Origin of the sequence: Candidatus Agathobaculum pullicola, assembly GCF_052117205.1 — a bacterium.
GTDB lineage: Bacteria > Bacillota > Clostridia > Oscillospirales > Butyricicoccaceae > Agathobaculum > Agathobaculum pullicola.
Genome location: NZ_JBQKJP010000001.1, coordinates 151,619 through 175,080, shown reverse-complemented (window position 1 = coordinate 175,080; position 23,462 = coordinate 151,619). Strand labels below are relative to the sequence as shown.

At 54.0% G+C, this 23,462-nt stretch carries 23 protein-coding genes and 1 tRNA gene; 1 reads left to right on the top strand and 23 read right to left on the bottom strand.

From position 1 onward, the window contains the following. Window positions 1–165 precede the first annotated feature (165 nt). From pepF to ACTQ3V_RS00930, 8 genes are all read right to left on the bottom strand, one after another. Window positions 166–1,965, bottom strand: coding sequence for an oligoendopeptidase F (gene pepF, locus ACTQ3V_RS00965; RefSeq protein WP_441465854.1), 1,800 nt, complete (start codon window positions 1,963–1,965; stop codon window positions 166–168). A 301-nt stretch (window positions 1,966–2,266) separates the two neighbouring features. Next, window positions 2,267–2,737 carry a regulatory protein RecX gene (locus ACTQ3V_RS00960; RefSeq protein WP_441465853.1) on the bottom strand — a complete coding sequence of 157 codons (471 nt, stop codon included), beginning with the start codon at window positions 2,735–2,737 and terminating at the stop codon, window positions 2,267–2,269. Beyond that, the gene (recA, locus tag ACTQ3V_RS00955) at window positions 2,734–3,897 is read right to left on the bottom strand and encodes a recombinase RecA (RefSeq protein ID WP_441465852.1); all 1,164 of its coding nucleotides are present in this window, start codon (window positions 3,895–3,897) and stop codon (window positions 2,734–2,736) included. The genes ACTQ3V_RS00960 and recA overlap by 4 nt, the downstream gene beginning before the upstream one ends. A gap of 138 nt (window positions 3,898–4,035) precedes the next feature. Continuing rightward, window positions 4,036–4,914 (bottom strand): peptide chain release factor N(5)-glutamine methyltransferase, encoded by an 879-nt coding sequence (gene prmC, locus ACTQ3V_RS00950; RefSeq protein ID WP_441465851.1) that lies wholly within the window; start codon window positions 4,912–4,914, stop codon window positions 4,036–4,038. A 253-nt stretch (window positions 4,915–5,167) separates the two neighbouring features. Continuing rightward, window positions 5,168–6,103: a DUF1385 domain-containing protein gene (locus tag ACTQ3V_RS00945; RefSeq protein ID WP_441465850.1), complete on the bottom strand. Its 936-nt coding sequence runs from the start codon at window positions 6,101–6,103 to the stop codon at window positions 5,168–5,170. Then, window positions 6,100–7,653, bottom strand: coding sequence for a sensor histidine kinase (locus ACTQ3V_RS00940; protein WP_441465849.1), 1,554 nt, complete (start codon window positions 7,651–7,653; stop codon window positions 6,100–6,102). The genes ACTQ3V_RS00945 and ACTQ3V_RS00940 overlap by 4 nt, the downstream gene beginning before the upstream one ends. A 61-nt stretch (window positions 7,654–7,714) precedes the next feature. Continuing rightward, window positions 7,715–8,404: a response regulator transcription factor gene (locus tag ACTQ3V_RS00935; RefSeq protein WP_441465848.1), complete on the bottom strand. Its 690-nt coding sequence runs from the start codon at window positions 8,402–8,404 to the stop codon at window positions 7,715–7,717. Between the two features lie 27 nt (window positions 8,405–8,431). Continuing rightward, window positions 8,432–9,766, bottom strand: coding sequence for a hypothetical protein (locus ACTQ3V_RS00930; protein WP_441465847.1), 1,335 nt, complete (start codon window positions 9,764–9,766; stop codon window positions 8,432–8,434). Window positions 9,767–9,980: 214 nt separating this feature from the next. On the opposite strand from ACTQ3V_RS00930, the gene ACTQ3V_RS00925 reads away from it, so the two are divergent. Further along, window positions 9,981–10,065: transfer RNA gene (locus tag ACTQ3V_RS00925), tRNA-Leu, on the top strand. Between the two features lie 92 nt (window positions 10,066–10,157). Here ACTQ3V_RS00925 and ACTQ3V_RS00920 read toward each other — a convergent pair. The 15 genes from ACTQ3V_RS00920 to rpmH form a co-directional block, all read right to left on the bottom strand. Further along, window positions 10,158–10,769 (bottom strand): DNA-3-methyladenine glycosylase family protein, encoded by a 612-nt coding sequence (locus ACTQ3V_RS00920; protein ID WP_441465846.1) that lies wholly within the window; start codon window positions 10,767–10,769, stop codon window positions 10,158–10,160. A gap of 48 nt (window positions 10,770–10,817) precedes the next feature. Beyond that, a complete protein-coding gene (locus ACTQ3V_RS00915; protein ID WP_441465845.1) occupies window positions 10,818–11,210 on the bottom strand; it encodes a thioesterase family protein in 393 nt (130 codons plus the stop codon). Between the two features lie 4 nt (window positions 11,211–11,214). Further along, window positions 11,215–12,510 carry a serine--tRNA ligase gene (serS, locus tag ACTQ3V_RS00910; protein ID WP_441465844.1) on the bottom strand — a complete coding sequence of 432 codons (1,296 nt, stop codon included), beginning with the start codon at window positions 12,508–12,510 and terminating at the stop codon, window positions 11,215–11,217. A gap of 29 nt (window positions 12,511–12,539) precedes the next feature. After that, window positions 12,540–13,079, bottom strand: a complete 540-nt coding sequence (locus ACTQ3V_RS00905) for a hypothetical protein (protein WP_441465843.1) — start codon at window positions 13,077–13,079, stop codon at window positions 12,540–12,542. Window positions 13,080–13,091: 12 nt separating this feature from the next. Then, window positions 13,092–13,964 (bottom strand): ParB/RepB/Spo0J family partition protein, encoded by an 873-nt coding sequence (locus tag ACTQ3V_RS00900; protein WP_441465842.1) that lies wholly within the window; start codon window positions 13,962–13,964, stop codon window positions 13,092–13,094. A gap of 2 nt (window positions 13,965–13,966) precedes the next feature. Beyond that, window positions 13,967–14,743, bottom strand: coding sequence for a ParA family protein (locus ACTQ3V_RS00895; RefSeq protein WP_441465841.1), 777 nt, complete (start codon window positions 14,741–14,743; stop codon window positions 13,967–13,969). A 204-nt stretch (window positions 14,744–14,947) separates the two neighbouring features. Next, window positions 14,948–15,772 carry a ParB/RepB/Spo0J family partition protein gene (locus ACTQ3V_RS00890; protein ID WP_441465840.1) on the bottom strand — a complete coding sequence of 275 codons (825 nt, stop codon included), beginning with the start codon at window positions 15,770–15,772 and terminating at the stop codon, window positions 14,948–14,950. Window positions 15,773–16,003: 231 nt separating this feature from the next. Beyond that, a complete protein-coding gene (gene rsmG, locus ACTQ3V_RS00885; RefSeq protein WP_441465839.1) occupies window positions 16,004–16,708 on the bottom strand; it encodes a 16S rRNA (guanine(527)-N(7))-methyltransferase RsmG in 705 nt (234 codons plus the stop codon). Beyond that, window positions 16,705–18,591 (bottom strand): tRNA uridine-5-carboxymethylaminomethyl(34) synthesis enzyme MnmG, encoded by a 1,887-nt coding sequence (gene mnmG / locus ACTQ3V_RS00880; protein WP_441465838.1) that lies wholly within the window; start codon window positions 18,589–18,591, stop codon window positions 16,705–16,707. Before mnmG ends, rsmG begins: the two co-directional genes overlap by 4 nt. A 235-nt stretch (window positions 18,592–18,826) precedes the next feature. Further along, window positions 18,827–20,188, bottom strand: coding sequence for a tRNA uridine-5-carboxymethylaminomethyl(34) synthesis GTPase MnmE (gene mnmE, locus ACTQ3V_RS00875; RefSeq protein ID WP_441465837.1), 1,362 nt, complete (start codon window positions 20,186–20,188; stop codon window positions 18,827–18,829). Window positions 20,189–20,203: 15 nt separating this feature from the next. Continuing rightward, window positions 20,204–21,184 (bottom strand): RNA-binding cell elongation regulator Jag/EloR, encoded by a 981-nt coding sequence (gene jag / locus ACTQ3V_RS00870; RefSeq protein ID WP_441465836.1) that lies wholly within the window; start codon window positions 21,182–21,184, stop codon window positions 20,204–20,206. Between the two features lie 3 nt (window positions 21,185–21,187). Further along, window positions 21,188–22,162, bottom strand: coding sequence for a YidC/Oxa1 family membrane protein insertase (locus ACTQ3V_RS00865; protein WP_441465835.1), 975 nt, complete (start codon window positions 22,160–22,162; stop codon window positions 21,188–21,190). 72 nt (window positions 22,163–22,234) lie between these two features. Next, on the bottom strand, window positions 22,235–22,447 hold the full coding sequence (gene yidD / locus ACTQ3V_RS00860; RefSeq protein ID WP_297283409.1) for a membrane protein insertion efficiency factor YidD: 213 nt from the start codon (window positions 22,445–22,447) through the stop codon (window positions 22,235–22,237). Next, window positions 22,444–22,788: a ribonuclease P protein component gene (gene rnpA, locus ACTQ3V_RS00855; RefSeq protein WP_441465834.1), complete on the bottom strand. Its 345-nt coding sequence runs from the start codon at window positions 22,786–22,788 to the stop codon at window positions 22,444–22,446. Before rnpA ends, yidD begins: the two co-directional genes overlap by 4 nt. 287 nt (window positions 22,789–23,075) lie before the next feature. Then, the gene (rpmH, locus tag ACTQ3V_RS00850) at window positions 23,076–23,210 is read right to left on the bottom strand and encodes a 50S ribosomal protein L34 (RefSeq protein ID WP_441465833.1); all 135 of its coding nucleotides are present in this window, start codon (window positions 23,208–23,210) and stop codon (window positions 23,076–23,078) included. Window positions 23,211–23,462 lie beyond the last annotated feature (252 nt).

Below are 23,462 nucleotides of genomic sequence, written 5' to 3'. Positions count from 1 at the left end.
AAACGATTTGCGTGCAAATTTTACGTTCGGGCGCGGCATATTTTTGCAGCAATACGGGATGTATTGCAAGAAAACATAACAAAGTCCGGGCGGAAAATTTCCGCAAAGCGCCGCAGATACAATGGTGCGGTGCTGCCTACATTATACAGGATTTGCGCGTGTTTGTCACGCGAGAAGCGTTTCCATTTCACCGATGAGCGTGTCAAACAGTTTGGTCGCGTCCTCAACCGGAACGGGGCTTGCCATATCCACCCCCGCGCCGCGCAGGAGCGTAATCGGGTCGGCCGAGCAGCCGCCCGACAGAAATCCCAGATAGTCGCGCACCGCGCTCTCGCCCTCGCGCAGGATACGGCGCGACAACGCAATCGCCGCGGCATAGCCCGTGGCGTACTGGTAGACATAATAATCATAGTAGAAATGCGGGATACGCGCCCACTCGAGCGCAATCTCATCATCGACCACCATATCCGGCCCGAAATACTGCACGTTCAAATCCTTGTAAAGCGCGCACAGCGCCTCGGCGGTCGTTCCTTCGCCGCGCTGGGTCATTTCGTTGACGCGCAGCTCGAACTCCGCGAACATGGTCTGGCGGTACAGCGTACCCCGGAACTGCTCTAGGAAATGGTTAATCAGATAAGCGCGCTGCTTTTTATCCTCGGTGACCGACAGCAGATATTCCATCAGCAGCGCTTCATTGCAGGTCGAGGCGACCTCGGCGACAAAAATCACATAATCCTGATAAGCGGTCGGCTGGTGCTGGTTGGACAAATAGGAGTGAATCGCGTGACCCATTTCATGCACCAGCGTGAACACATCATCAAGCGTACCCTTGAAGTTCAAGAGCACAAAGGGATGCACGCGCGCGCCTGCGGAATACGCGCCCGAACGCTTGCCCTCATTTTCGTATACGTCGATCCAGCCATTACTGAAACCTTCGCGCAGCAGGTTTAAATAGTCCTCGCCGAGCGGCGCAAGCGCCTTCAGGGCAATCTCCTTGGCTTCATCGAAGGTGAACTTCATCTCCACACCCTCGACAACCGGCACATACAGGTCGTACATGTGCAGCTGGTCAACGCCAAGCGCGCGGCGGCGCAGCGCAACATAGCGGTGCATGGGCGCAAATGAGCGATGCACTGCGTCGATGAGGTTATGGTAGATTTTGGGGTCAACCTCGGTGCCATCGAGCGCGGCGGCGAGCGTCGAGGCGTATTTGCGGGCGTTCGAGAAGAACAAAAGCTGCTTCATCTGCGCGGACAGAATGGCGGCCGCCGTGTTGCGGAACCGACCGTAGACCGAGTAGAGTGAATCAAACGCGGACTTGCGCAGCGTGCGGTCATAGGACTGCATGAGCGGAATATACGTGCCGTGAGTGACAGGATGCTTGTTTCCGTCCTGATCCACAGCGTCCGGGAACTTAAGGTCGGCGTCGTTGAGCATGGAGAACACGTCGTCGGGTGCGGCGGCCATTTCGCCCGCGGCAGCAAGCAGCGCCTCCTCCTTATCCGACAGCACATGCTCCTTGCGGCGGCGCACGCGGTCAATATTCCGGCGGTACAGCTCCAGCTCCGGCGCGGTTTGGTAGAAGCCCTCGAGCGTATCGTCCGGGATGGCGAGCAGCTCGGGCGTCTGGAACGCCGCCGCGGACTGCAACTCGACCGCAAGCCGCGTTACCTGACTGACCATCTCCTGATAGGCTGCAACGCGGGTATCCTCATCGCTTTTACGCTGTGCATAGTGCACCAGCGCATCAAACGCAAGGCTGATTTCATCATCCAGCTTCAGGTAGTCAAGCAGTGTTTCGGCGCTCTCACCCAATCGGCCGCAGAACGCGCTGACCCGGGGGATAAACTCTTTGGCCGCAGAAAGCGCCGCGCGCCAATCGTCATCCGTTGCAAACAAATCATGAATCGCCCATTTGTCCTGCGCGGCAACGTCCGCGCGGGCGGGAATCTGCATGGTTTCCATGGAAATACTTCCTTTCCAGTGTGAATTTCAATACTCTATTATGATACCCCAACCAGTGAAAACATGCAAGTTTTTCGATGAAAGCGTACAGCTTTCATCGAGAAAAACGCACCGCGCATAGCGCGGATGCGTCCAAAGCGAGAAAAAGTTCCGCCATTCGAAATTTTCTCTCTTACCTGTATCAAAAGGCAGGCACATGTCCTGCCTTTTGATGAAAAAGCTGTTTCACAGACTTTTTCTATTGTATGTCTCTCTGCTCCCGAAATACAAATAAAAAGAAGCGTGCATAGCACACTTCTTTTTATTCAAACGTATCCGGGATGCTCTGTCCGTATTCCGCGAAGGCATCGCGGATGTCCTGCCACGAAAAGCCGCGCCGCTGCAAAAAAGCAACCGCTTTATCAATCTCCTTGCGGTCGGACACATTGCCACGCAGACGCTTATCCAGCAGCGCACACAACTGCGCGCGGTCAGGCGAAAAGCCCATGAGCGCGTTCTCCGCCGTTTCACGGTCGACCCCGCGGCGCGTCAGTTCCTGCCGGATACGCATTTCGCCGTACCCCTTGCGGGCACAGCTGCGCACAACGCTCTCCGCGTAAGCTGTGTCGTCCAGCAGATGCCGCTCGGTCAGCCACGCAAGAGCGTAGTCCGCAGCTTCTTCGTCATGACCCTTATCCAGCAGCTTTTCGCGCAATCCCTTGGCGCTCAACGCACGGTAGGAAAGCTGCTTGGCAGCGGCATCCAGCGCCGCGCGGTACTTATCCTCACTCATTCTTCATCAAGGTCGTCAAAATCATCCGCGTCAATCGAAACCGCCTTGGACGAGCTGGTCTTGGCTGCTGCGGGCTTGGCTGCCGGCGCGGCGACAGGCGTTCCCGGCTTGGCTGCCATCGTCTGATGCGCACTGCGGTGCTCCTCCTCCACCTTTTCCATGATCTGCTTCTGCACATTGTCCGCAATGTCCGGATGATCCTTAAAATACTGCTTGGCAGCATCGCGGCCCTGACCCAGACGGGTTTCACCCATCGAGAACCACGCGCCCGACTTGTTGACGATGCCGTATTTGACGCCCAAATCGACCAGCTCGCTGGTGCGCGAGATGCCTTCGCCGTACATGATGTCAAACTCTGCCTCCTTGAACGGAGGCGCAACCTTGTTTTTGACCACCTTGACGCGCGTATGGCTGCCGATCATTTCGGTGCCGTTCTTCAGGTGCTCCATACGGCGCACATCCAGACGCACGGATGCGTAGAACTTGAGTGCGCGGCCGCCGGTCGTCACTTCCGGGCTGCCGTAAATCACTCCCACCTTTTCGCGCAGCTGGTTGATGAAAATAGCAACGCAGTTGGATTTGGAAATCGAGCCGGCCAGCTTGCGCATCGCCTGACTCATCATACGGGCATGCAGGCCGACAAACGAGTCGCCCATTTCGCCCTCGATCTCGGCGCGCGGGGTGAGCGCGGCAACCGAGTCAATGACCACAATATCAATCGCGCCCGAGCGCACAAGCGCCTCCGCGATATCCAGACCCTGCTCGCCGGTGTCCGGCTGGGAAACCAGCAGACTGTCAATGTCCACACCCAGCGCCTGCGCGTAGACCGGGTCGAGCGCATGCTCCGCGTCGATAAACGCGGCGGTGCCGCCCATCTTCTGTGCCTCGGCCACGCAGTGCAGTGCAACCGTGGTTTTACCCGAGGATTCCGGCCCGTAAATTTCTACAATACGGCCGCGCGGCAGGCCGCCGATACCCAGCGCGAGATCCAGCCCGATTGAACCGGTCGGGATATGGTCTATACTCATGCCGGCGTTTTCGCCCAGACGCATGACCGAGCCTTTGCCGAACTGCTTTTCGATCTGCCCGAGCGCGGCCTCCAGCGCCTTCTTTTTATCGGCCGCAGGCGCGACCGGTTCCAACTGTTTCTTGGTAGCCATGAAAAGCCTCCTGCACGTTTCAAAAATTCCTGCTCTTATTATAACAGTGCCAAAAAACAAAAGCAAGAAAAATCGAAAATTTGTTCGTTTTATTTTTGCAACAAAAATGCCCACCAATAGGATGGGCATAACATCCGTTTATTCCAACAGATCATTGATTTCCGTATTGTAACCGTAGACAATGCGCGGCACCCCAGCCAAATCTTCGGTGATACCGATGCCGCCGAAGCGGTTTTGCTCCAGAATGGCGGCTACATCATTTGCCTGATGCCAGCCGCACTCAAACAGGATGATGCCGCCGGTGACCAGCAGTGATCCCCATTTTGAACAGATCGACCGATAAAAATCCAAGCCGTCCACACCGCCGTATAGTGCTTCGTGCGGCTCATAGTGATATACGCTTTTATCCAGCTCGCGCATTTCCGCGCGGGTTACATAGGGCGGATTGGATACGATAATATCGAATTGTCCCATGTTGACCGGCGGGCGGAATCGCACATCCGCATTGATTGCGATAAATCGGGTCTGTACCCCCAGCCGCCGCGCGTTTTCCCGCGTAATGCGCAGCGCGCCTTCGGAATTATCCACAGCGGCAACACGCGCGTCCTCTACGGTATGCGCCGCGGCAATGCCGATACATCCCGAACCGCAACACAGGTCGAGAATCCGAGGCGAAACTTTTTTTCGCGCCTGCGCAATCACCATCTCGCACAGCGGTTCGGTATCCGCGCGCGGAATAAGGACATTTTTGTCCACCAGAAAGGTCAGTCCATAAAAATCCCATTCCCCGAGAATATATGCCAGCGGTTCGCCGTCCAGACACTTATCGCACAACAAATGTGCATAATCCACTGTCGCCTCGTCCAGATAAACATGTCCCCAATCCGCGGTTTTATTTTTGTCCGCCTTACAGGCATAAGCGGTCAGCTCACGCGCAGACAGCGATGGCTGTGGGTCATCCGCCTCTTTGAGACGATGAAACAGCTCCATATAGACATCATTGATCGTTTTGGTCAATCAGATTCACCTCTTTTTGTGAAATGACGCGCAGGATGAAATCGTACCCCTCCCCCCTGGGGTGGCAACCGTGCAGGTTGTTCTGTTCCTGCGAAATGGGCGGCAGCCGCAAGCAGAAACTCTGCTTTGCGCGCGCAGCGCGCCCTTGCGAAAAAAGGGGTGATTCGCAAGAGGGGAGAAACCCTTGGTGTCTCCCCTCTTGTGTGCCTGCGGCGCACAGCCGCATCGTTTCTATCGTTTGAATAAAGCGTTTTCACCAGTTATCCGACCCGTCGTCCGGAATAACCGCCTTCATGCCGGTGATGGCAACCTCAATCATGGAGTCGTCCGGCTCAAACACGGTCAAATGCTGGATCATCAGGCCGGGCCAGCGCAGCGCGCGCGACACCAGACTCTCCGACCGACCCGCATAACGGTTAAACTCATAACTGATGCCAACCACCAACGGCAGAAGAATCAGGTGCGCCAGCATACGCAGAAACGGATTGGTCACCTCAATAATGGAAAACACGATAGATGAAACAATAGTCGCAATGATAATCAGCACAAACATAAAACTGGTGCCGCAGCGGGGATGATACTTTTGCTGGCGGCGCACGTTTTCCACCGTCAGCTCCTCCCCTGCCTCGTAGCAGAAAATCGTCTTATGCTCCGCGCCGTGGTACTCAAACGTGCGGCGGATATCCTTCATGTGCGACACCGACCACATAAAAATCAGAAAGATAATCACGCGCACAATGCCTTCCAGCACATTGCGGGCGAGTACGCCCCAGCTTTCCGGCACTAAACCGCCGAGAAAGCTCGGAAGCAGCAGAAAAAGCGCAACCGGCAGTGCAATGCCGATGATGGTCGAAATGCCGAGGATGAATTTATCCAGCCCTTCCGAGCCGAACTTTTTTTCCACCCACAGCTCAAACTTGGAGGGCGGTACATCAGCCTCCTCATCCTCAAAAAAGGACGCGGAGTAGTTGATAGCCTGAATTCCGTCCTTCATGGCCATGAACAGGCCGTAAGCGCCACGAAAGACCGGCTTTTTCCACAGGGCGGACGGCTGATGCGCGTCCTCTTCTTTTGTCACCAGTTCACCATTGGCACGGCGCACAACCGTACAGGTTTTTCTCGGGCCTTTCATCACGATACCCTCAATGATGGCCTGACCGCCGATGGTGGTTTTCTTTTGCGTTGTCATGGGTTCTCTCCTTCGGGGGTATAGGGATTGTCCGGAATTTTCGGGATTGCGCCCGTGATGCCGAGCGCCTCTTCGGCCTCGGCGGCGGGCAACGTGACAGTCACCGTTGTGCCCGCGCCCAGCGTGGACGCGATATCCAGCGTACCGCCGTGCAGCGACACAATTTCGTCGGTCACAGCAAGGCCGATGCCGCTGCCGCGCTGCTTGGATGAGCCTTTATAAAATTTCTCTTTGACAAACGGCAGTTCGGCTTCCGGAATACCCTGACCGTAGTCCCGCACACTTGCCACTACCTTGCCACCGTCGCGCTGTAGGGTGATGTCAATTTTCTTGCCGTCGCCGCCGTACTTCGCGGCGTTATCCAGAATGTTAAGGAACACCTGCTTCATACGGTGACGGTCGCCGTTGATATAATAGTTGGCGTCCACATCCTCGTCATAGCTGAGCTTGATGCCGCTTTTATGCAGCAGATTTTCATACATGTAAACCGCTTCGTACAGCTCAATGGACAAATCAAACAGCTCAACTTCGAGCTTCATACGGCCGGATTCGATGCGCGCAAAGTCCAGCAGCTCCTCGACCATGCGGGTCAGGCGGCTCGCCTCCTTCTGGATGATGGTCAGACCTTGCATGACCTCCTCCGGATCCTCGCCGCCGCCGGCAAGCAGGGTTTCGCTCCAGCCGCCGATGGCGGTCAGCGGTGTGCGCAGCTCGTGCGACACCGAGGAAATAAAATCGTTCTTCATGCGCTCAGCACGGCTGATTTCGTCCGACATATAGTTGATGGTGTCACACAGCTCACCAATTTCGTCATCATAGGTTTTTTGCAAGCGCACGCCATAACGGCCCGCTGCAATTTCCTTGGCAATCGTGTTGATTTTGAGCACCGGGTCAACGATTGATTTGACAAAATAGCTGTTGGACGCAACCACCAGCACCAAAAACACAAAGCAGGCCAGCAGCGCAATGCCAATAATTATCCAAATCTGCCGCTCGACAATGCGCAGAGAGGTGATAAAGCGCACTCCGCCAATCAGGTCGCCGCGCGCGGACAGCAGCGGCGCGGTCACGCTCATCACCCGTTCACCCGAAAGCGGATCGCGGCCGGTGTATACTGCGGCCTTTTGGGTGGCAAGGGCCTGCGTAGCATCCTCGGTCGAGGCCATGCCTCCGCCCGACAGTCCCGAGGTGGAAAGCAGAATACGGCCGGTTGAATCCAGAAACTGCTGCTCCAGCTTATCCTGCTCCTGAAAGGTCGTCACGGTCGATTCCGCCTGCGTATAAAACTGGTCGTATGTTTCGGTGAAATATTTGCGGAAGGTATCCGCTGCGGTTGTGGCACGGGACACCAGATTATCCCGCACGGTCGCATAATAATAGCCCGATATGCCCACCGATATCAGGATCATCACGACCGCAAGGATGACAAGCACAAACGACAGCGAATTCATCATCCAGCGTCCTTTGATACCGCCCGGTGAGTGCAGCACCTTAGGCACGGCCGGCTGCGGCGGCACTTCAGGCTTTTTCTTTTGTTTGTGATAATTCATAACAGGGGCCTTTCTGCAAAATGCCGGTTTTCAGGCGGCAAAACGCCGCGGGAAGGCCATATCAGCCTTCCCACATATAACCGTAGCCGCGCACCGTAACAATATGCGTCGGTTCGGCCGGATCGTCCTCAATTTTAATGCGCAGACGGCGGATATTCACATCCACAATTTTCAACTCGCCCACATAGTGATGGCCCCACACCATCTCGAGCAGCTCGTCACGCGAGAGCGCCTTGCCGATGTTCTCCATAAACGCTTTCAGCAGACCGTATTCAATCTGCGTCAGCTCAATCTTGATGCCATTCTTGAGCACCTCACGCGCGCGCAGGTTGAGCTTGAACGGGCCGGACTTGATGACGTCTTCCTCCGAGAAGGGCGAACCCGACACGCGGCGATACAGTGCGTCCACGCGCGCGGCCAGCTCAATCACCGAGAAAGGCTTGGTTACATAATCGTCCGCGCCGTTCATCAGGCCGGTGACCTTGTCAGCCTCCTGTGTGCGGGCGGTCAGCATGATAACACCCGCCGCATAGCCCGCCGCGCGCATCGCGCGGCAGACCTCATAGCCGTCAATACCGGGCAGCATGACGTCCAGCACCGCCACCGCGATATCCTGATTGGCATGGTATTTTTCCAGCGCCTGCTCGCCGGTTTCCGCTTCTATCACTTCGTAACCGCTGCGCTTGAGGTTTATCACCAAAAACGAGCGGATATTCTCCTCATCTTCCAAAACCAGTATCTTACGCTTCATGGATAGTCCTCCTTTTATTACAAACCATCAGTTATTCCAATCCTGTTTGACGAGGGAGAAACGATTTTGTATCTCCTCTGCGTTAATTTCCAGCGAACTTTGTTCAATCTCGTCCGCGATACGCGCGAAATATACCGCCTGCGTCGTCTGACCAAGCTGCAGCAGATCGGTGCGTCCGGCATAATAATCCCGGTTTGAACCGGTTGCGCAATAGATGGTAAAGAGCGGAATATGCCCGCCTCTGCCGACATATTCTGAAAATGTTACAGCGCTCAAACCGCTGTCTGTTGTTTTGACTGCTGTAATGCGGTCATGCCAGTCTGGGTCTATCACCAGACTCCACGCATCCGAAATATTCTGATAAGTCGTCATCACCAGCACGGGCGACTCGTTCACGCTGTAGGCATACCAATCAAGCATGAACACTGCGTCGGATGCCGCTGCATCCGTATAGCCCGCCATAAGCACCGCGCGCGGCAGCTCGGTTACGCCGTCGCTATTAATGTCGGAAGCATAGACCGATACCGGTCGATAGGTGCTGCGGGTGATGGAATCCTCGCCGTCCAGCGACAGATTGAGAAGCGTCCGGTCGGCAAACACAAAGATATCGGTTGTCAATCCCACGCCGCTTGCCATCTTCTCCTCGGCAAGCACCGCCGTATAATCGCCCAGCACATGGCCCGTCCCCATACGCTCCACCGAAACCGTTTCCGCGCTGGTGGACGCTTCGCCAACCATGAACAGGCTGCCGTCGCTGTACTGATACAGCCGCGCCACGCGCTTACCCTCGGGCGCGGTGGTCATAAGCAGCAGGTCTTTTGCGCCGTCGCCGTCCATATCGGTCAGCTCCATGGCGGAGTACTCGGTTTCCAGCAGTACGCCCGGCGTGCAGTCGCTGCCAAAGTCGCACATGGTCAGCGCGCCGGTGCCATCGGCGGAAAGTCGCCATGTGATGACCATGCCGCGGCGGCCATCCGGCGTGATGACCGGATAATCCACCGACTGGATTGACGTGCCCGTGCCTTCAACCGAGCCGGTACAGACATAGCGCTCGTCCTGTTTCCGATAAACATATACCTTAAATTCATTGCTGGTTACCGATGAGGAGCCGCGGAAAAAGGAGATGGCCTCCTCGACACCGTCATTATCCAAATCAATCAGCTGAATAGCCGAGCGATTTTCGCCCTCCACCGGTGCGGTGTAAGAGATACCCGAGGCAATCTGTTTCTCGAGCTCAGCCTGCAATGTCTGATAGTTTGTAGACGGCTTGGGCGCGGCCAGAAGGTCGTCGCCCGAAGGAAACGTACAGCCGCTGAGCACCAGCAAAGGCAGCAGTACGGATAGCATACGGATCAGTTTCATGGATTTCTCCCATTCATAATACTGCAACAGATATACAAATTCAGTATAGCACAAACCGACTTGCTTTGGTACTGGAAATTGTATAATTTTTATGCGTATCACGCGGCTTTTCTGCGTCAAAATGCTGTACTGTTTCTTTTATTTCCACCACGATTTTATTTGACAAAACCGGGTGAAATGGGTATACTGTTGTTACGTCTTTTTGCAAAGCTATGCGGGTATGGCGGAATTGGCAGACGTGCAGGATTTAGGTTCCTGTGCCGCAAGGCGTGTGGGTTCGACCCCCACTACCCGTACCAGTGCAACAAATCCGGATATCTTCCATACGGAGATATCCGGATTTGTTTTTGTTCTGTTTATACCCTGCGATTACCAAGCAACATCAGCTATCCTATTTATCCGCCGCAATTTCCCACAGATACAAGCCCGCTACGGTCGCATAGGGGGAATACCGCGCGCGGTACTCTTCAAATTGCGCACGGGTCAACGTCTCTAATCCATACAGGCGGCACAATCCTTTTCGGATACCGAAATCGTCGAACGCGAGCACATTCGGCCGCTCAAGGGAAAAAATCAGCAGCATTTCCGCTGTCCAGCGGCCTACGCCGGGCAGTGCGGTCAACGTTTTTATCACTTCTTCATCCGATTGATCCACAAGGCTGTGGATAGGCAATGTTCCATCCTGCACAGCGCACGCCGCTGCCAGCATATACCCTGCCTTACGGCCGGACAGTCCGCACGCGCGCAGACCTTGCTCCCCTGCGGTCAGCACGGTTTCCGGTGTGATTTCTTTCAGGCTGTCGCACAGTCTGCCCCACACCGTTGCCAGTGCTTTTCCGGATATCTGTTGTCCGGCGATAGAATTCACCAAAGCGGTAAACAGGTTGGGGATAACTGCGCGCTCGATATGACCGATACGCGCTATTGCGGCTCCTAAAATCGGGTCGTTCTCCGATAGATATGCGATCTCGGCTTGCCCATATTGGAAGATTTTCTGTTCCATATGTCACTTCCTATCAAAAAAGGACGGGGTTTTCCCCGCCCTTTTTTCTTATGCGTTTTTCTTGGCCTGCGCCTTTTCCTCAAAGCGCTCCTTTGCAACGATGGCGCGCTGATGCGTACCCTCGCCAATCAGGCCCGCCTCATCGTAAGCCGCTACCTTAAAGGTCAGCATCTTACCGTTGGGCGCGATCTCCACCAGTTCGGTCTCGACGCGCACCTCCATACCCTCGGGGGTAGCGGCGACATGGCTGACGTTCACCAGCGTACCGACCGTCGTCTTTCCCTCTTCCAGATAGGGTGCGACACTGCCCGCCGCGGTATTCTCAATTGCCGCAATCATCATCGGTGTGGCATATACCGATACCAGGCCGCTGCCGACGTTGCACGCGAGCTTATCAGCCGTGACAACCAGCTTCTGCTCCCCTTTGATTCCAATTTCCATATTTTTACTCTCCCTTTTTACGGATTTCGGTCATGACACCCATATACGGCTGAAGCGGCTTGGGAATAGCGACCGAGCCATCCTCACGCAGATTATTCTCGAGGAAGGCAATCAGCATGCGCGGGGGTGCAACCACGGTATTATTCAGGGTGTGCGCGAAATACAATTCCTTAGAGTCTTTTGCGCGAACGCGAATACCCAGACGACGCGCCTGTGCATCACCCAGATTGGAGCAGGAACCGACCTCGAAGTACTTCTTCTGGCGCGGCGACCATGCCTCCACGTCACAGGACTTGACCTTCAGGTCAGCCAGGTCGCCCGAGCAGCATTCCAGCGTGCGCACCGGAATATCCAGCGTACGGAAGAAGTCGACCGTATTCTGCCAGAGCTTATCGTACCACATCGGGGATTCCTCCGGCTTGCAGACAACGACCATTTCCTGCTTCTCGAACTGATGGATACGGTATACGCCGCGCTCCTCAATGCCATGTGCACCGACTTCCTTACGGAAGCAGGGCGAATAGCTGGTCAGCGTCTGCGGCAGGGTAGATTCCTCATTGATGGTATCGATAAACTTACCGATCATCGAGTGCTCGGACGTACCGATAAGATACAGATCCTCGCCCTCAATCTTATACATCATGTTCTCCATTTCCTTAAAAGACATAACGCCCTTTACCACATCACCGTGGATCATGAACGGCGGGATATAGTAGGTAAAGCCGCGGTCGATCATGAAGTCACGCGCATAGGACAGGATAGAGGAGTGCAGACGTGCGATATCGCCCTTGAGATAGTAAAAACCGTTGCCCGAGGTACGGCGGGCTGCATCCAGATCAATGCCGTCGAACGACTCCATGATATCCACATGATAGGGAATCTCGTAATCCGGTACAACCGGATCGCCAAACTTCTCGATTTCAACGTTCTCAGAATCGTCCTTACCGATCGGTACCGAAGGGTCGATGATATTCGGAATAACCATCATGCGGTTTTTGACTTCCTCCGCATAGGTTTTTTCATCCTCTTCGAGCTTTTCCATCTCGTCGGCCATTGCCTTAACCTCGGCCTTAACCTTCTCCGCCTCGTCCTTTTGGCCCTTTGCCATCAGGCCGCCGATCTCCTTGGACTTCTTGTTACGCTGCGCGCGCAGTTCATCACAACGTGTCTTGGCCGCGCGGAACTTGGCGTCATACTCGATGACCTCATCCACAAGCGGCAGCTTTTCGTCCTGAAACTTCTTTTTGATGTTTTCCTTGACCGCGTCCGGATTCTGACGGACAAATTTGATATCCAGCATGCTTTTGTTCTCCTTTTTTTATCTAATTTTTATTCTTCGCTATTTTGGTTGTTGATTTGCTGCTGCACTGCTTGGAACAGCTTGTTGATATCCGCATCAAAGCCATCCTCTGTGTTGCCCAAGAGACGTTCTTCGCTGTATTTCTGCACCAGCTCATCATATGCCTGCTTGGCATCTGTCGGGTTGTCTGCCAGCAGCTGTGCGTTGATACGAGCCAGCAGTGCATAAACCTCACGCTCAGCCATGCGCTGCTCGGTAGCACCTACCACATCGGTTTTCGCCAGTTCTGTGTCCAGTACCTCACGTACTTTATCCAGCGCTGTTCTTTGTATGTCATATTGCACCTGTAAATCTTCCATTTTTTGGGTTGCGCCTTGTGCAACCGTTTGCTGCTCATTGAGCTGATTGGTCAGTGTATCCAGCTGTCGATCCGCGCGGACTTGTGCAACATAACTAATGAGTATCAATGCAATCGCCACGGAGAACAGGCCGACAATATAAAAAGTTAATGTGGTGCGGCTGAGTTTTTTCTCGGGTTTTACCTGCTCAGGCTTTTTCTTTTCATCCATAGCAGCTCCTCCTTATACGCGCAAACCGCGCAGCGCTTCGATTAGGCGTTCCAGATCGTCTGCGCCGTAATATTCCAGCGACAGGTTGCCGCTGTTCTTGCCCTGTTCAATACGGATTTTACGGCCAAGCACGCTTTCCAATTCCTTTTCAACCTCTGCGACGTAGTCAACGGAGAATGTCTCATGCTGCGGCTTGGGCGTTGGCTTTTTGTTCATACGCTTTGCCAGAGCTTCCGCCTGCCGCACACTCATACCGACCATCTGTTTGGCTGCCTCTACGCGCTTGTCCTCTTCTGCTACGGACAAAACAGCGCGCGCATGACCGCCGGATAGCTTGCCCTCGGACACCATGGTACGCACTTCATCCGGTAGTGCAAGCAGTCGCAGCGCGTTGGCTACCGCCGGACGGGATTTTACCACGCGGTGGGCAACCTCCTCCTGCGTCATACCAAACTGCCGCATGAGCAGGTCATATCCTTCGGCTTCTTCAATCGGATTCAAGTCTTGTCGCTGTAGATTTTCAATCAGCGCCAGTTCCATAACTTCGCTTTCGTGTGCTTCAAGCACCATCGCGGGAAGCTCTTTCAATCCTGCCAGACGGGCTGCGCGCCATCGGCGCTCGCCAGCGATAATCTGATAATACCCTTCTTTGTCCCCCGGCCGCACAGTAATCGGTGTGATGATACCATGCAGTCGAATACTCTCGGCCAGTTCTTCCAACGCCTGCTGATCGAATTTTTTACGCGGCTGGTTGGGGTTGGGTTCGATTTTGGAAAGCGCAATCTGAGAAACACTGTCAGTCGCACCGGCAGCACTCAAATCAGTCGCATCCGCACCGAACAGGTTGGACAGGCCGCCTCCCAATCCTTTTTTGGTTGACGCCATGTTCAGCCTCTCCCCTTCCTTTCTGTCTTTTTCAGTATTTCATCCGCCAAGGATAAATATGCCTCCGCGCCGCGACACAATCGGTCATAGTCTGTAATCGGTTTGCCGTGGCTGGGTGCTTCGCTCAAGCGCACATTACGCGGAACGACTGACGAAAATACCTGACCCGGGAAGTGCTTTTTAACCTCTTCAACCACTTGAATGGACAAATTGGTACGGCCGTCAAACATCGTCAACAGCACACCTTCCAGCTCCAATGCCGGATTCATTGATTTTTTTACCATCCGAACGGTTGTCATCAGTTGGCTCAGGCCTTCCAGTGCATAATATTCACACTGAAGCGGCACAAGAAAGCTATCCGATGCACACAAGCAATTGAGCGTCAACAGGCCAAGAGACGGCGGACAATCGATAAAAATGTAATCATAGTCATCACGGACACGGTCAAGTACGCTTTTAAGCCGGTTTTCGCGATTTTCCATTGCGATCAGATCCAACTCTGCGCCTGCCAGATTGACGTTTGCCCCAATCAGATCCACCCATTTTGTGGATACAATTGCGCTTTTGACATCCGGATTATCGGCTACAATCAAATCATAGACCGAGGTTTCGAGTGAACGCGGGTCCACGCCGAAGCCTGAGGTCGCGTTGCCCTGCGGATCAAAATCGCACAGCAGCATACGCTTGCCGCGCTCGTAGAGCGCAGCCGCCAGATTGATGGCCGTGGTGGTTTTCCCTACGCCGCCTTTCTGGTTGGCGAACGCGATAATTTTCCCCATATCTGGTTCCCTCTTATCTTTGGTAATTTTCCTACGCGTTTCATTATATCACACCCTTGTTGGATTGCAAAGCAAATCCCTTAAATTTTCTCACTTGTTTCACGTGAAACATAAAATAAAGAGCTGCCATATGGCAGCTCTTTATAAAGGGGAAATGTTTCACGTGAAACACAGACGCAGCAAATGCTGATAAGTATAATAAATCTATACACGGGCATGCGGAATATTAATGGTCAAGGTCAAGCTATCATCATCCTCGGATTGATCAACCGTTGCGCCAATACCTGCATCCACCATCACCCCGACCGCACGATTGAGCGTGTTGAGAAAAAACCGGACATCCTTGATCAGACGCACCACCTTACGCTCTCCCGTCGCGGGCGGTTCATCCTTCTCCTTGAGCAATGAATCTATGTATTGCTCTGACCGACTGACATTCAAATCATGCTCGATAATATATTTGGTCGCATTGATACGATCGTTTTCATCGTCAAGCCGCAGCAGGCAACGCGCATGTCGCTCGGTTAAATTCGCGCTACGAATCAGTTCCATATTTGGCATAGATAATCGCAGCAGTCGCAGTTTATTTGCTACCGCTGATTGTGTTTTACCTACCTTGCGCGCGGCCTCCTCCTGCGTCAGACCATATTGATCGATCAATCGCTTAAAACCCTCTGCTTCCTCAAAGAAATCCAAATCGCGGCGCTGTAAATTCTCCACCAACGCAATTGCAGACGAATCCTCATTATCCGCCGCAATTACCAAGCAAGGTACATCATTCAAACCCGCAACACGAGCAGCACGCAGCCGACGCTCCCCTGCCACCAATTCATAACCGCCGCCCGGTGCACGGCGTACCGTCAATGGATTCAGTACACCATACTGTCGAATACTCTCCGCAAGCTGTGCAATTGCCTCCGGGTCAAAATACTTGCGCGGCTGATTGGGATTGCGTACAATATCGCTCACTCGAATCCGCCGCAGTGTCCGGTCCTCTTTTCCCGTCACCAATGTTAAAACCGACATCATGTCATCTCCTCCTTGTGCTGTCGACCGGCCAAAACACCACGCCGGTTTGTCCTTCGGTAATAGATTACCATATTATTACATTTTGGCAAGGAAAATCGACCGCAAAACCTGCCTGTTTCGACATGGATTTGTCATTTCCTTCCAAATATCACACATTTCCATTCATTTTCGGACAAAAAATAACCCTCTGTAATTTCCATACAGAGGGTAAACAAATGGTATTGACTTAATTCAAAGTGGATTGGTCTGAATCTTTTTGAAGCGACGCGGATATTGAACCGGCGTTTCTTTGGTCTTTTGCAAGCGCACCAACACGCGCTCGACTCCATCATGCGGAACGGTATACCGCAGCAGCTCGGCCGCAGGCGCACCCAAAACAGCAAAAGCCTGTGACGCCGAACCAACCTCATCCTCACAGTCTGCCGCCTTCATTGCATAAAACGCGCCGCCCACCTTGACCATCGGCAGTGCAAGTTCACACAGCACGCGCAGCTCCGCCACCGCGCGCGAAACCGCCAAATCAAAGGACGCGCGATGCTGAAAAGCAAACTCTTCAGCACGCGCATGCACCGGCAGAACATTGGTCAATTCCAGCGCATCGACAACCTCGCTTAAAAAGTCGATGCGCTTACGCTGCGCATCCAAAAGCGTAAACTGCGCACCCGGACAAAGGATAGCAAGCGGCAATCCCGGAAAACCAGCACCTGTGCCAACATCCAACACTGTCTGCCCCTTCTCTACATAGGGTGCAAGCGAAGCACAGTCGAGAAAATGGCGCGTGACAACCTCGCAAGGATCGGACACAGCGGTCAGATTCATCACCTTGTTTTTTTCCAAAAGCAGATCGGAGAATTGCAATAATTTATCCACAGCTTGTGGAGAACTCTCCGGGATAATCTGGTGTAAACCGGAAACCAGAAGCTCATAAGCGGTCACGGCTTGCCCTCCTTCCATCGCGTTTCCATATAAATCATCAATGCAGTGATGTCCGCAGGGGAAACACCGGAAATACGCGCGGCCTGACCGAAATTAAGCGGCCGCACTGCATTGAGCTTTTGCCGCGCCTCTAAACGAAGGGACTCTACTTTCTCATAATCCAAATCCATCGGCAGCGGCCGCGACTGCAGCTTGCGATACTGCTCGACATCCTTCTGCTGACGGTCGATATAACCCGCGTACTTGACACGGATTTCCACTTGTTCACGGATGACTGCGGGCAACGTGGGACGCTCCGGGTCAAAATGGGTAAGGTCAGCATAGCTCAACTCCGGACGGCGAAGCAAATCAATCAGCTTGCAGCCTGCCTTGACCGGCGCGCTGTTTTTGCCCGCAAGAAAGCCGTTGAGCGCATCCGACGGCGCAATGCCAACCGCCGCGATTCGATTGATTTCCTCTTGCACCGCCTGATATTTACGACACACCTTTTCGCCGCGCTCGGGCGGATTCAGTCCAATCCGCACGCCGATTGACACCAAGCGTTCATCCGCGTTATCCTGTCGCAGCAGCAAACGATACTCCGAACGCGAAGTCATCATACGATACGGCTCGTTGGTGCCGCGCGTCACCAAATCATCAATCAAGGTGCCGATATAGCCATCCGCACGGTCGAGGATAAGCGGCTGCTCTCCCTTGAGAGCAAGCGCCGCATTCACGCCCGCCACCAGGCCTTGCGCCGCGGCTTCTTCATAACCGGACGAGCCGCAAAACTGCCCTGCCCCGTACAAGCCTTTGACCTTTTTTGTCTCCAGCGTTGGACGCAGCTCCAACGGGTCGATGCAGTCATATTCAATCGCGTAGGCCGGACGCATAATCTCCGCATGCTCTAACCCTTTGACCGTGTGCAGCATATCACGCTGCACATCAAACGGCATGGAAGAAGAAAAGCCCTGCACATAAATTTCTTCCGTATCCAGTCCCATCGGCTCCAAAAAGAGCTGATGACGCGGCTTATCCGCGAAACGCACCACCTTATCCTCAATGGATGGACAATACCGCGGGCCGACACCTTCAATCTGACCGCCGTACAGCGGAGAACGGTCCAGATTTGCGCGAATAAGTTCGTGCGTGCGGTCGGTGGTATAGGTCAAATAGCAGACCGCGCGGTTTTCCGGCGGCTGTTCGGTTTCAAAGGAAAACGGGATGATTTCATCCTCGCCTGCCTGCAACTCAAGACCGGTAAAATCGATAGAACGGCGATGAATACGCGGCGGCGTACCAGTCTTAAAGCGTTGCAGCCGCAGACCGAGTGCGCGCAGCGATTCGGTCAGCGGCTTTGCCGCCGCCATACCGTCCGGCCCGCTCTCGCGCGCATATTCCCCAATGATGATACGGCCTCCAAGAAAGGTACCGGATGCAATAATCACCGCTTTTGCTGGATGACGCGCACCAATCGCCGTTACAACCGCAGACACAGCACCATTTTCCGTCTCAACAGAGACAATTTCATCCTGCATCAGCTGCAAGCCTTCCTGCTGCTCCAACGCATGCTTCATATACGTTCGGTATTTGACACGATCGGCCTGCGCGCGCAGCGAGTGCACCGCCGGACCTTTGCCGCGGTTCAGCATACGGTACTGAATACAGGCGACATCCGCTGCGCGCGCCATTTCACCGCCCAGCGCATCAATCTCACGCACCAGATGGCCCTTAGCCGTGCCGCCGATGGCCGGATTACACGGCATATTACCGACAGCGTCCAGATTGATGGTAAAACAAGCGGTTTTCATTCCGAGACGCGCGGCAGCAAGCGCTGCTTCAATCCCTGCATGCCCCGTGCCGACAACCACAACATCAAATGCTTCGGCCGGAAAAACCGTCATGAATCCTCCTCCTTCTTATTGCTTCACAGTTACCCGCAGAATACAGCATGATAATCCCGCCCCTGTGCATACCTGTTGATAACTCTGTGTAAACTTTGGATAACTTGCACTTTTGGTAAAAATTTTGATTACTAAAACAAATAATATAGATTTATATTACAAATAGTAATTACTCTTTTCCACAGAAAAGGGCCGCTGCGCGCGGCAGGCGGCCCTTAACACTGTGGCATCCATATTATTTACCCACACAGAAATCACTGAAGATGCGGGAAACAACCGCTTCGGTCACGGTCTCTCCAGTGATTTCTCCAAGCGCGGCAATCGCACCTTCCGCGTCCATGACAACCGCGTCCGGGGTCATACCGGACTGTGCGGCATACAGTGCAGCTTCACAGCGCTCGGCCGCACGGGCCAGAGCGGCAGCCTGTCGAGCATTGGTAATCAGCGCGCCGTCAAACGCGCCGTCACCTAAACCAATCGTGCGCGGGATGAGCGAAAGCAGCTTGTCCATGCCGGCGCCGGTCTTGGCAGACAGCGGGACAATATGAAGAAAATGCTTTTTGAGCAATTTTTCATCCAGCTGCTGCGGCAAATCGACCTTATTCACTACGGCAATCGCGCGATGTCCTGCCGCACGGGCAAGCACCAGCATATCCTCGTCTCCAATCGGCTGTGAGCCATCGAAAACCGCAAGAATCAATGCGGAAGCGGACGCTTCGGCCATTGCACGATCAATACCCGCCTGTTCAATCGGGTCGGTCGTATCGCGCAGACCTGCCGTATCGGTCACACGGAGCAAAAGCTGGCCCACCTTGACATTTTCTTCAATCAAATCACGGGTTGTGCCCGGAATATCGGTCACGATAGCACGCTCACGGCCCAGCAAGGTATTGAGCAGCGTGCTCTTGCCTGCATTCGGTCGGCCCAAAATCACACATGGCACGCCCTCGCGCAGGATACGTCCGCGCTCATAGCTTTCGGCCATCGCATATAAACGGCTGGTCGTACGGTGAAGCAGCGCGGCGGCGTCATCAAACAAAATTGGGTCGATATCCTCATCCGGAAAATCCACCACCGCATGAAAATGCGCCACCATGCCGATCAACTCGTCCCGCATCTGCTGCACGGGAGACCCAACCGCGCCCATCATCTGCGCCGCGGCGTTTTGCGCAGCCTCCGCAGTACGGGCGGTAATCAGGTCGTGCACAGCCTCGGCCTCGGACAATCCGAGCTTGCCGTTCAAAAATGCCCGACGAGTGAATTCGCCTGCCTCGGCCTGACGCACACCCTGCGCAAACAGCGCATCCATCGCCTGCTGCAATACAGCGGTCGAGCCATGACATTGCAATTCTGCCATTGGCTCACCGGTATAGGTATGCGGTGCATGAAATACCACCGCATAGCAGCAGTCTATCATCTTGCCGTCTTTATTATGCAGCGTACCGTAAATTAGCTTTTGTCCCGGTGCATCCAGCATGTGCTTACCGTTTTTCGCACGGAAAACGGTATCTACTGCCTGTATCGCCTGCTCACCCGACACCCGAATCAGACCGATCGGCCCGCCGGCGGAAGAAATGGCGGCAATCGTATCGTTCATAAGCAGTACCCCGCGTTAAGAACGGGCGTGAAAGTTGTTATCCGGTGCAATAACAACGCGACGGCCGGGTTCGGTGCCGGTCGAATACGTGGTGACGCCGTTGAAATCCTGCAGCGCAGCATGAATGATGCGGCGCTCATAGGGGTTCATAGGCTCCAGCGTCATCGAGCGGTGGGATTTTACCACCTTCATCGCTATCTTGCGAGCCAGTCGCTCCAGACTTTCCGCGCGCTTTTCGCGGTAATTCTCAGTGTTGACCGACAGACGCACATGCTCGTCCAGCGCGTTATTGAGCACCAGGGAGCCAAGATACTGGATTGCATCCAGCGTATCGCCGCGACGACCGATAATCGGGCCCATATCCGGACCGGAAATCTCCAGACGCAGCTGGTCGCACTCGACCTGCGGCAATGTGGTGACCGTACCTTCCACGCCCATTTTTTCCAGCAGGCCGGTGACGAAATCGGTCGCCAGCTGCTCAGCTTTCTTCATACATTCCTCGGAAACCGGAATCAGCTCGCGTTCTTTAGGAACAGAAGGCGTAATCGGGCGCTCCTCGCGGGGACGGCGCTCACGGCGGCCACCGCGTTCCCGACGCGGACGCTCCCGACGCGGCGGACGCTCCACATCCAGTTTTTCCGGCACAAAATCCGCGGGCGCAGCCTTGACCAGACGCGGTGTATCATCCGCATCGGTAATGGACAGCTTTTGCGGCTTTTCAGCGGCTTTCTCTTCCTTTACCGGTTTTTCAGCACGATGCGGCTTCGCAGGTTTTTCCACAGGGTTGTGGACAGGCTCCTCCTTTTTCACCGGCTCATCCGGCACTTCATAGGTAACGCGCACGCGCGCAGGCGTTGCACCGATACCGAGAAAACCCTTCTTACCGTTATCCAGGACCTCTACCGATACGTCATCCCGGTCCATACCGAGCTGCTTGAGCGCTGCTTCAATCGCAGCATCACGGGTATCGCCGGTGGTTTCAATAAATTTTTCCATAGCTTACTTGTCCCCCTTCTTTTTCTTGGCATTTTGGGACTGTTCCTGCTGAGCGGCTCTGCTTGCCGCGCGCTTGGCTTCCTTTTCCGCCTCGACGCGCGCAAATTCCTCCGCATCCTTCTTTTCCTTTTTGCCGCGCAGATAAGTCGTCAGCACAATTTCCTGCACGCAAGCAAAAATGTTGTTGAAAATCCAGTAGATACCGATTGCTCCCGGCAGGATAAAACCGAAATACAACGACATGAGCGGCATCATGATATTGAGCACCTTCATCTGACCGGCAGCGGCGCTATTCTGTGTGCCCTGCATCTTCTGCATCACAAAGCTGGACAGAAATGCGGTCGCACCCGACAGAATCGGGATGATCCATAAAATACTCGGATTCGGAAAGGTCGGAGTCTGCGCCAGATTCAGACCGAGGAAGTTAAAATCAATGTTGAGCAGTTCTCCTGCGCCATTGGTGATGTTGGTCACGGCCTCCGGCCATACGCCGCCGTTCTGGGTAAACAGGTCACCCAGCTTTTCGGCAATCGTTATTTGGCTATAATAGCCTGCTGTCGCGGTATCCACACCTACCAGCACCGCCAGCTGATTGATCACATCCTGATTAAAGCCCATCATAAACTTGAGCGGCTGCTGCACGGCATAGTACAGACCCATCATGATCGGCAGCGGGATAAACTGCGGCAGACAGCCGGACATCGGATTGACGCCATGCTTGTCATACAGCTTCTGAATTTCCTCGTTGAGCTTGATGCGATTATTCGCGTACTTTTTTTGCAGCTGCTGCATTTCCGCATTGAGCGCGTTCATGGCAAGCATACTCTTTTTGCCCTTAATCGCCAGCGGAATACAAATCAGCTTGACCAGTAACGCAAACAGAATAACCGCAAGACCGTAGGATCCTATCGCCTTAAAGATTCCCAGCAGGATAAGACCGAGCGGTCTGACGATGACAAGTCCGAAAATATCTCCCATATAAACCTCCGTAGGGTTGTTTTTCACTTGTGAAACGAAATTTTTCCGATACCATTTCTTTTTTCTCCTTTATTATGGCACGGGATCATATGGCCCGCGTTTGGAGAAGGGATGGCATCGGCAGATGCGTTTGAACGCCAGCCATCCGCCCTTGAGCGCGCCGTATTTCTCGATTGCCTCGATCGCATACTGCGAACAGGTCGGGATATAACGACAGCAGGGAGGTTTGGTCGGCGAAATATGCCGGCGGTAAAAACGGATTGCCGCCAGCAGAAAACGCTTCATGACCGAGCTGCCGCGACTTTATTTTCCTGCAAAGCCCGCAGCAGCGATTTTTCAATTTCCAAATAGGTTGCGCCTACCGCGCGGCTGCGCGCGACAAGCACCAAATCCACGCCCACCGCAAATTCATCCTCATGCAGACGATACGCTTCGCGGAACAGGCGTTTGATGCGGCTTCTCTGCACCGCTCCGGCCAGCTTGGCGCTGACCGTCAGCCCCAGCCGGTTATATCCCAATCGGTTTTTCCGACAATACAGAACCAGATGTCTGCCCGCCGAAGAAACCCCCCGGTGATACAGCCGCCGGAACTCATGGTTTTCCTTCAAGGATATTGTGTTTTTCATCTTTTTCTCCTCGTTTTTCCGATGCCCGGGAAAAAACGGAAGGTAATGCCCGATTTGAACATTATCTTAAATTTCTTTGCAGCTAAGTATGTTTGCAAAGCTGGTCATATCTCTTTTATTCCGGCGGATACAACCCAAATCCCTTTTGCCGGTTTCTTCCGTCCGAACCGAAGCCCCCTTTGAGCCTGTTCTCTTTGTGACAAAAGAAAAAAGCGAACCGCAGGATAAAGCGGCTCGCTTCGTTTTTCCTCCGCGCCGCCGGCGCGTATTGAAAAATCGGTTTTCGCTTAGTACGTCAGGCGCGCGCGGCCCTTGGCACGGCGACGGGCCAGTACCTTGCGGCCGTTCGACGTACGCATACGCTTGCGGAAACCATGCTCCTTGGAGCGCTGACGCTTCTTAGGCTGATACGTTCTCTTCATTTCTTCGTGCACCTCCCTGTTTTTGGATTTACGGATGGGCACCGGCATAGGTCCGGCGCGAGACGCGGGCTTATGCCGCTGCCTGTCCGCAGAATATGAGACAATAATTATTATCCTATAGAAACCCCAAAATGTCAAGGTTTTTTTGCGTTTTCAACATCTTGGGGAAAAGTTTCAAAATGATACTATAAATTGGGTTATCAAATCAAAAACCACAAAAAATGATACACAAATTTCCGCACAGCTGTGTAT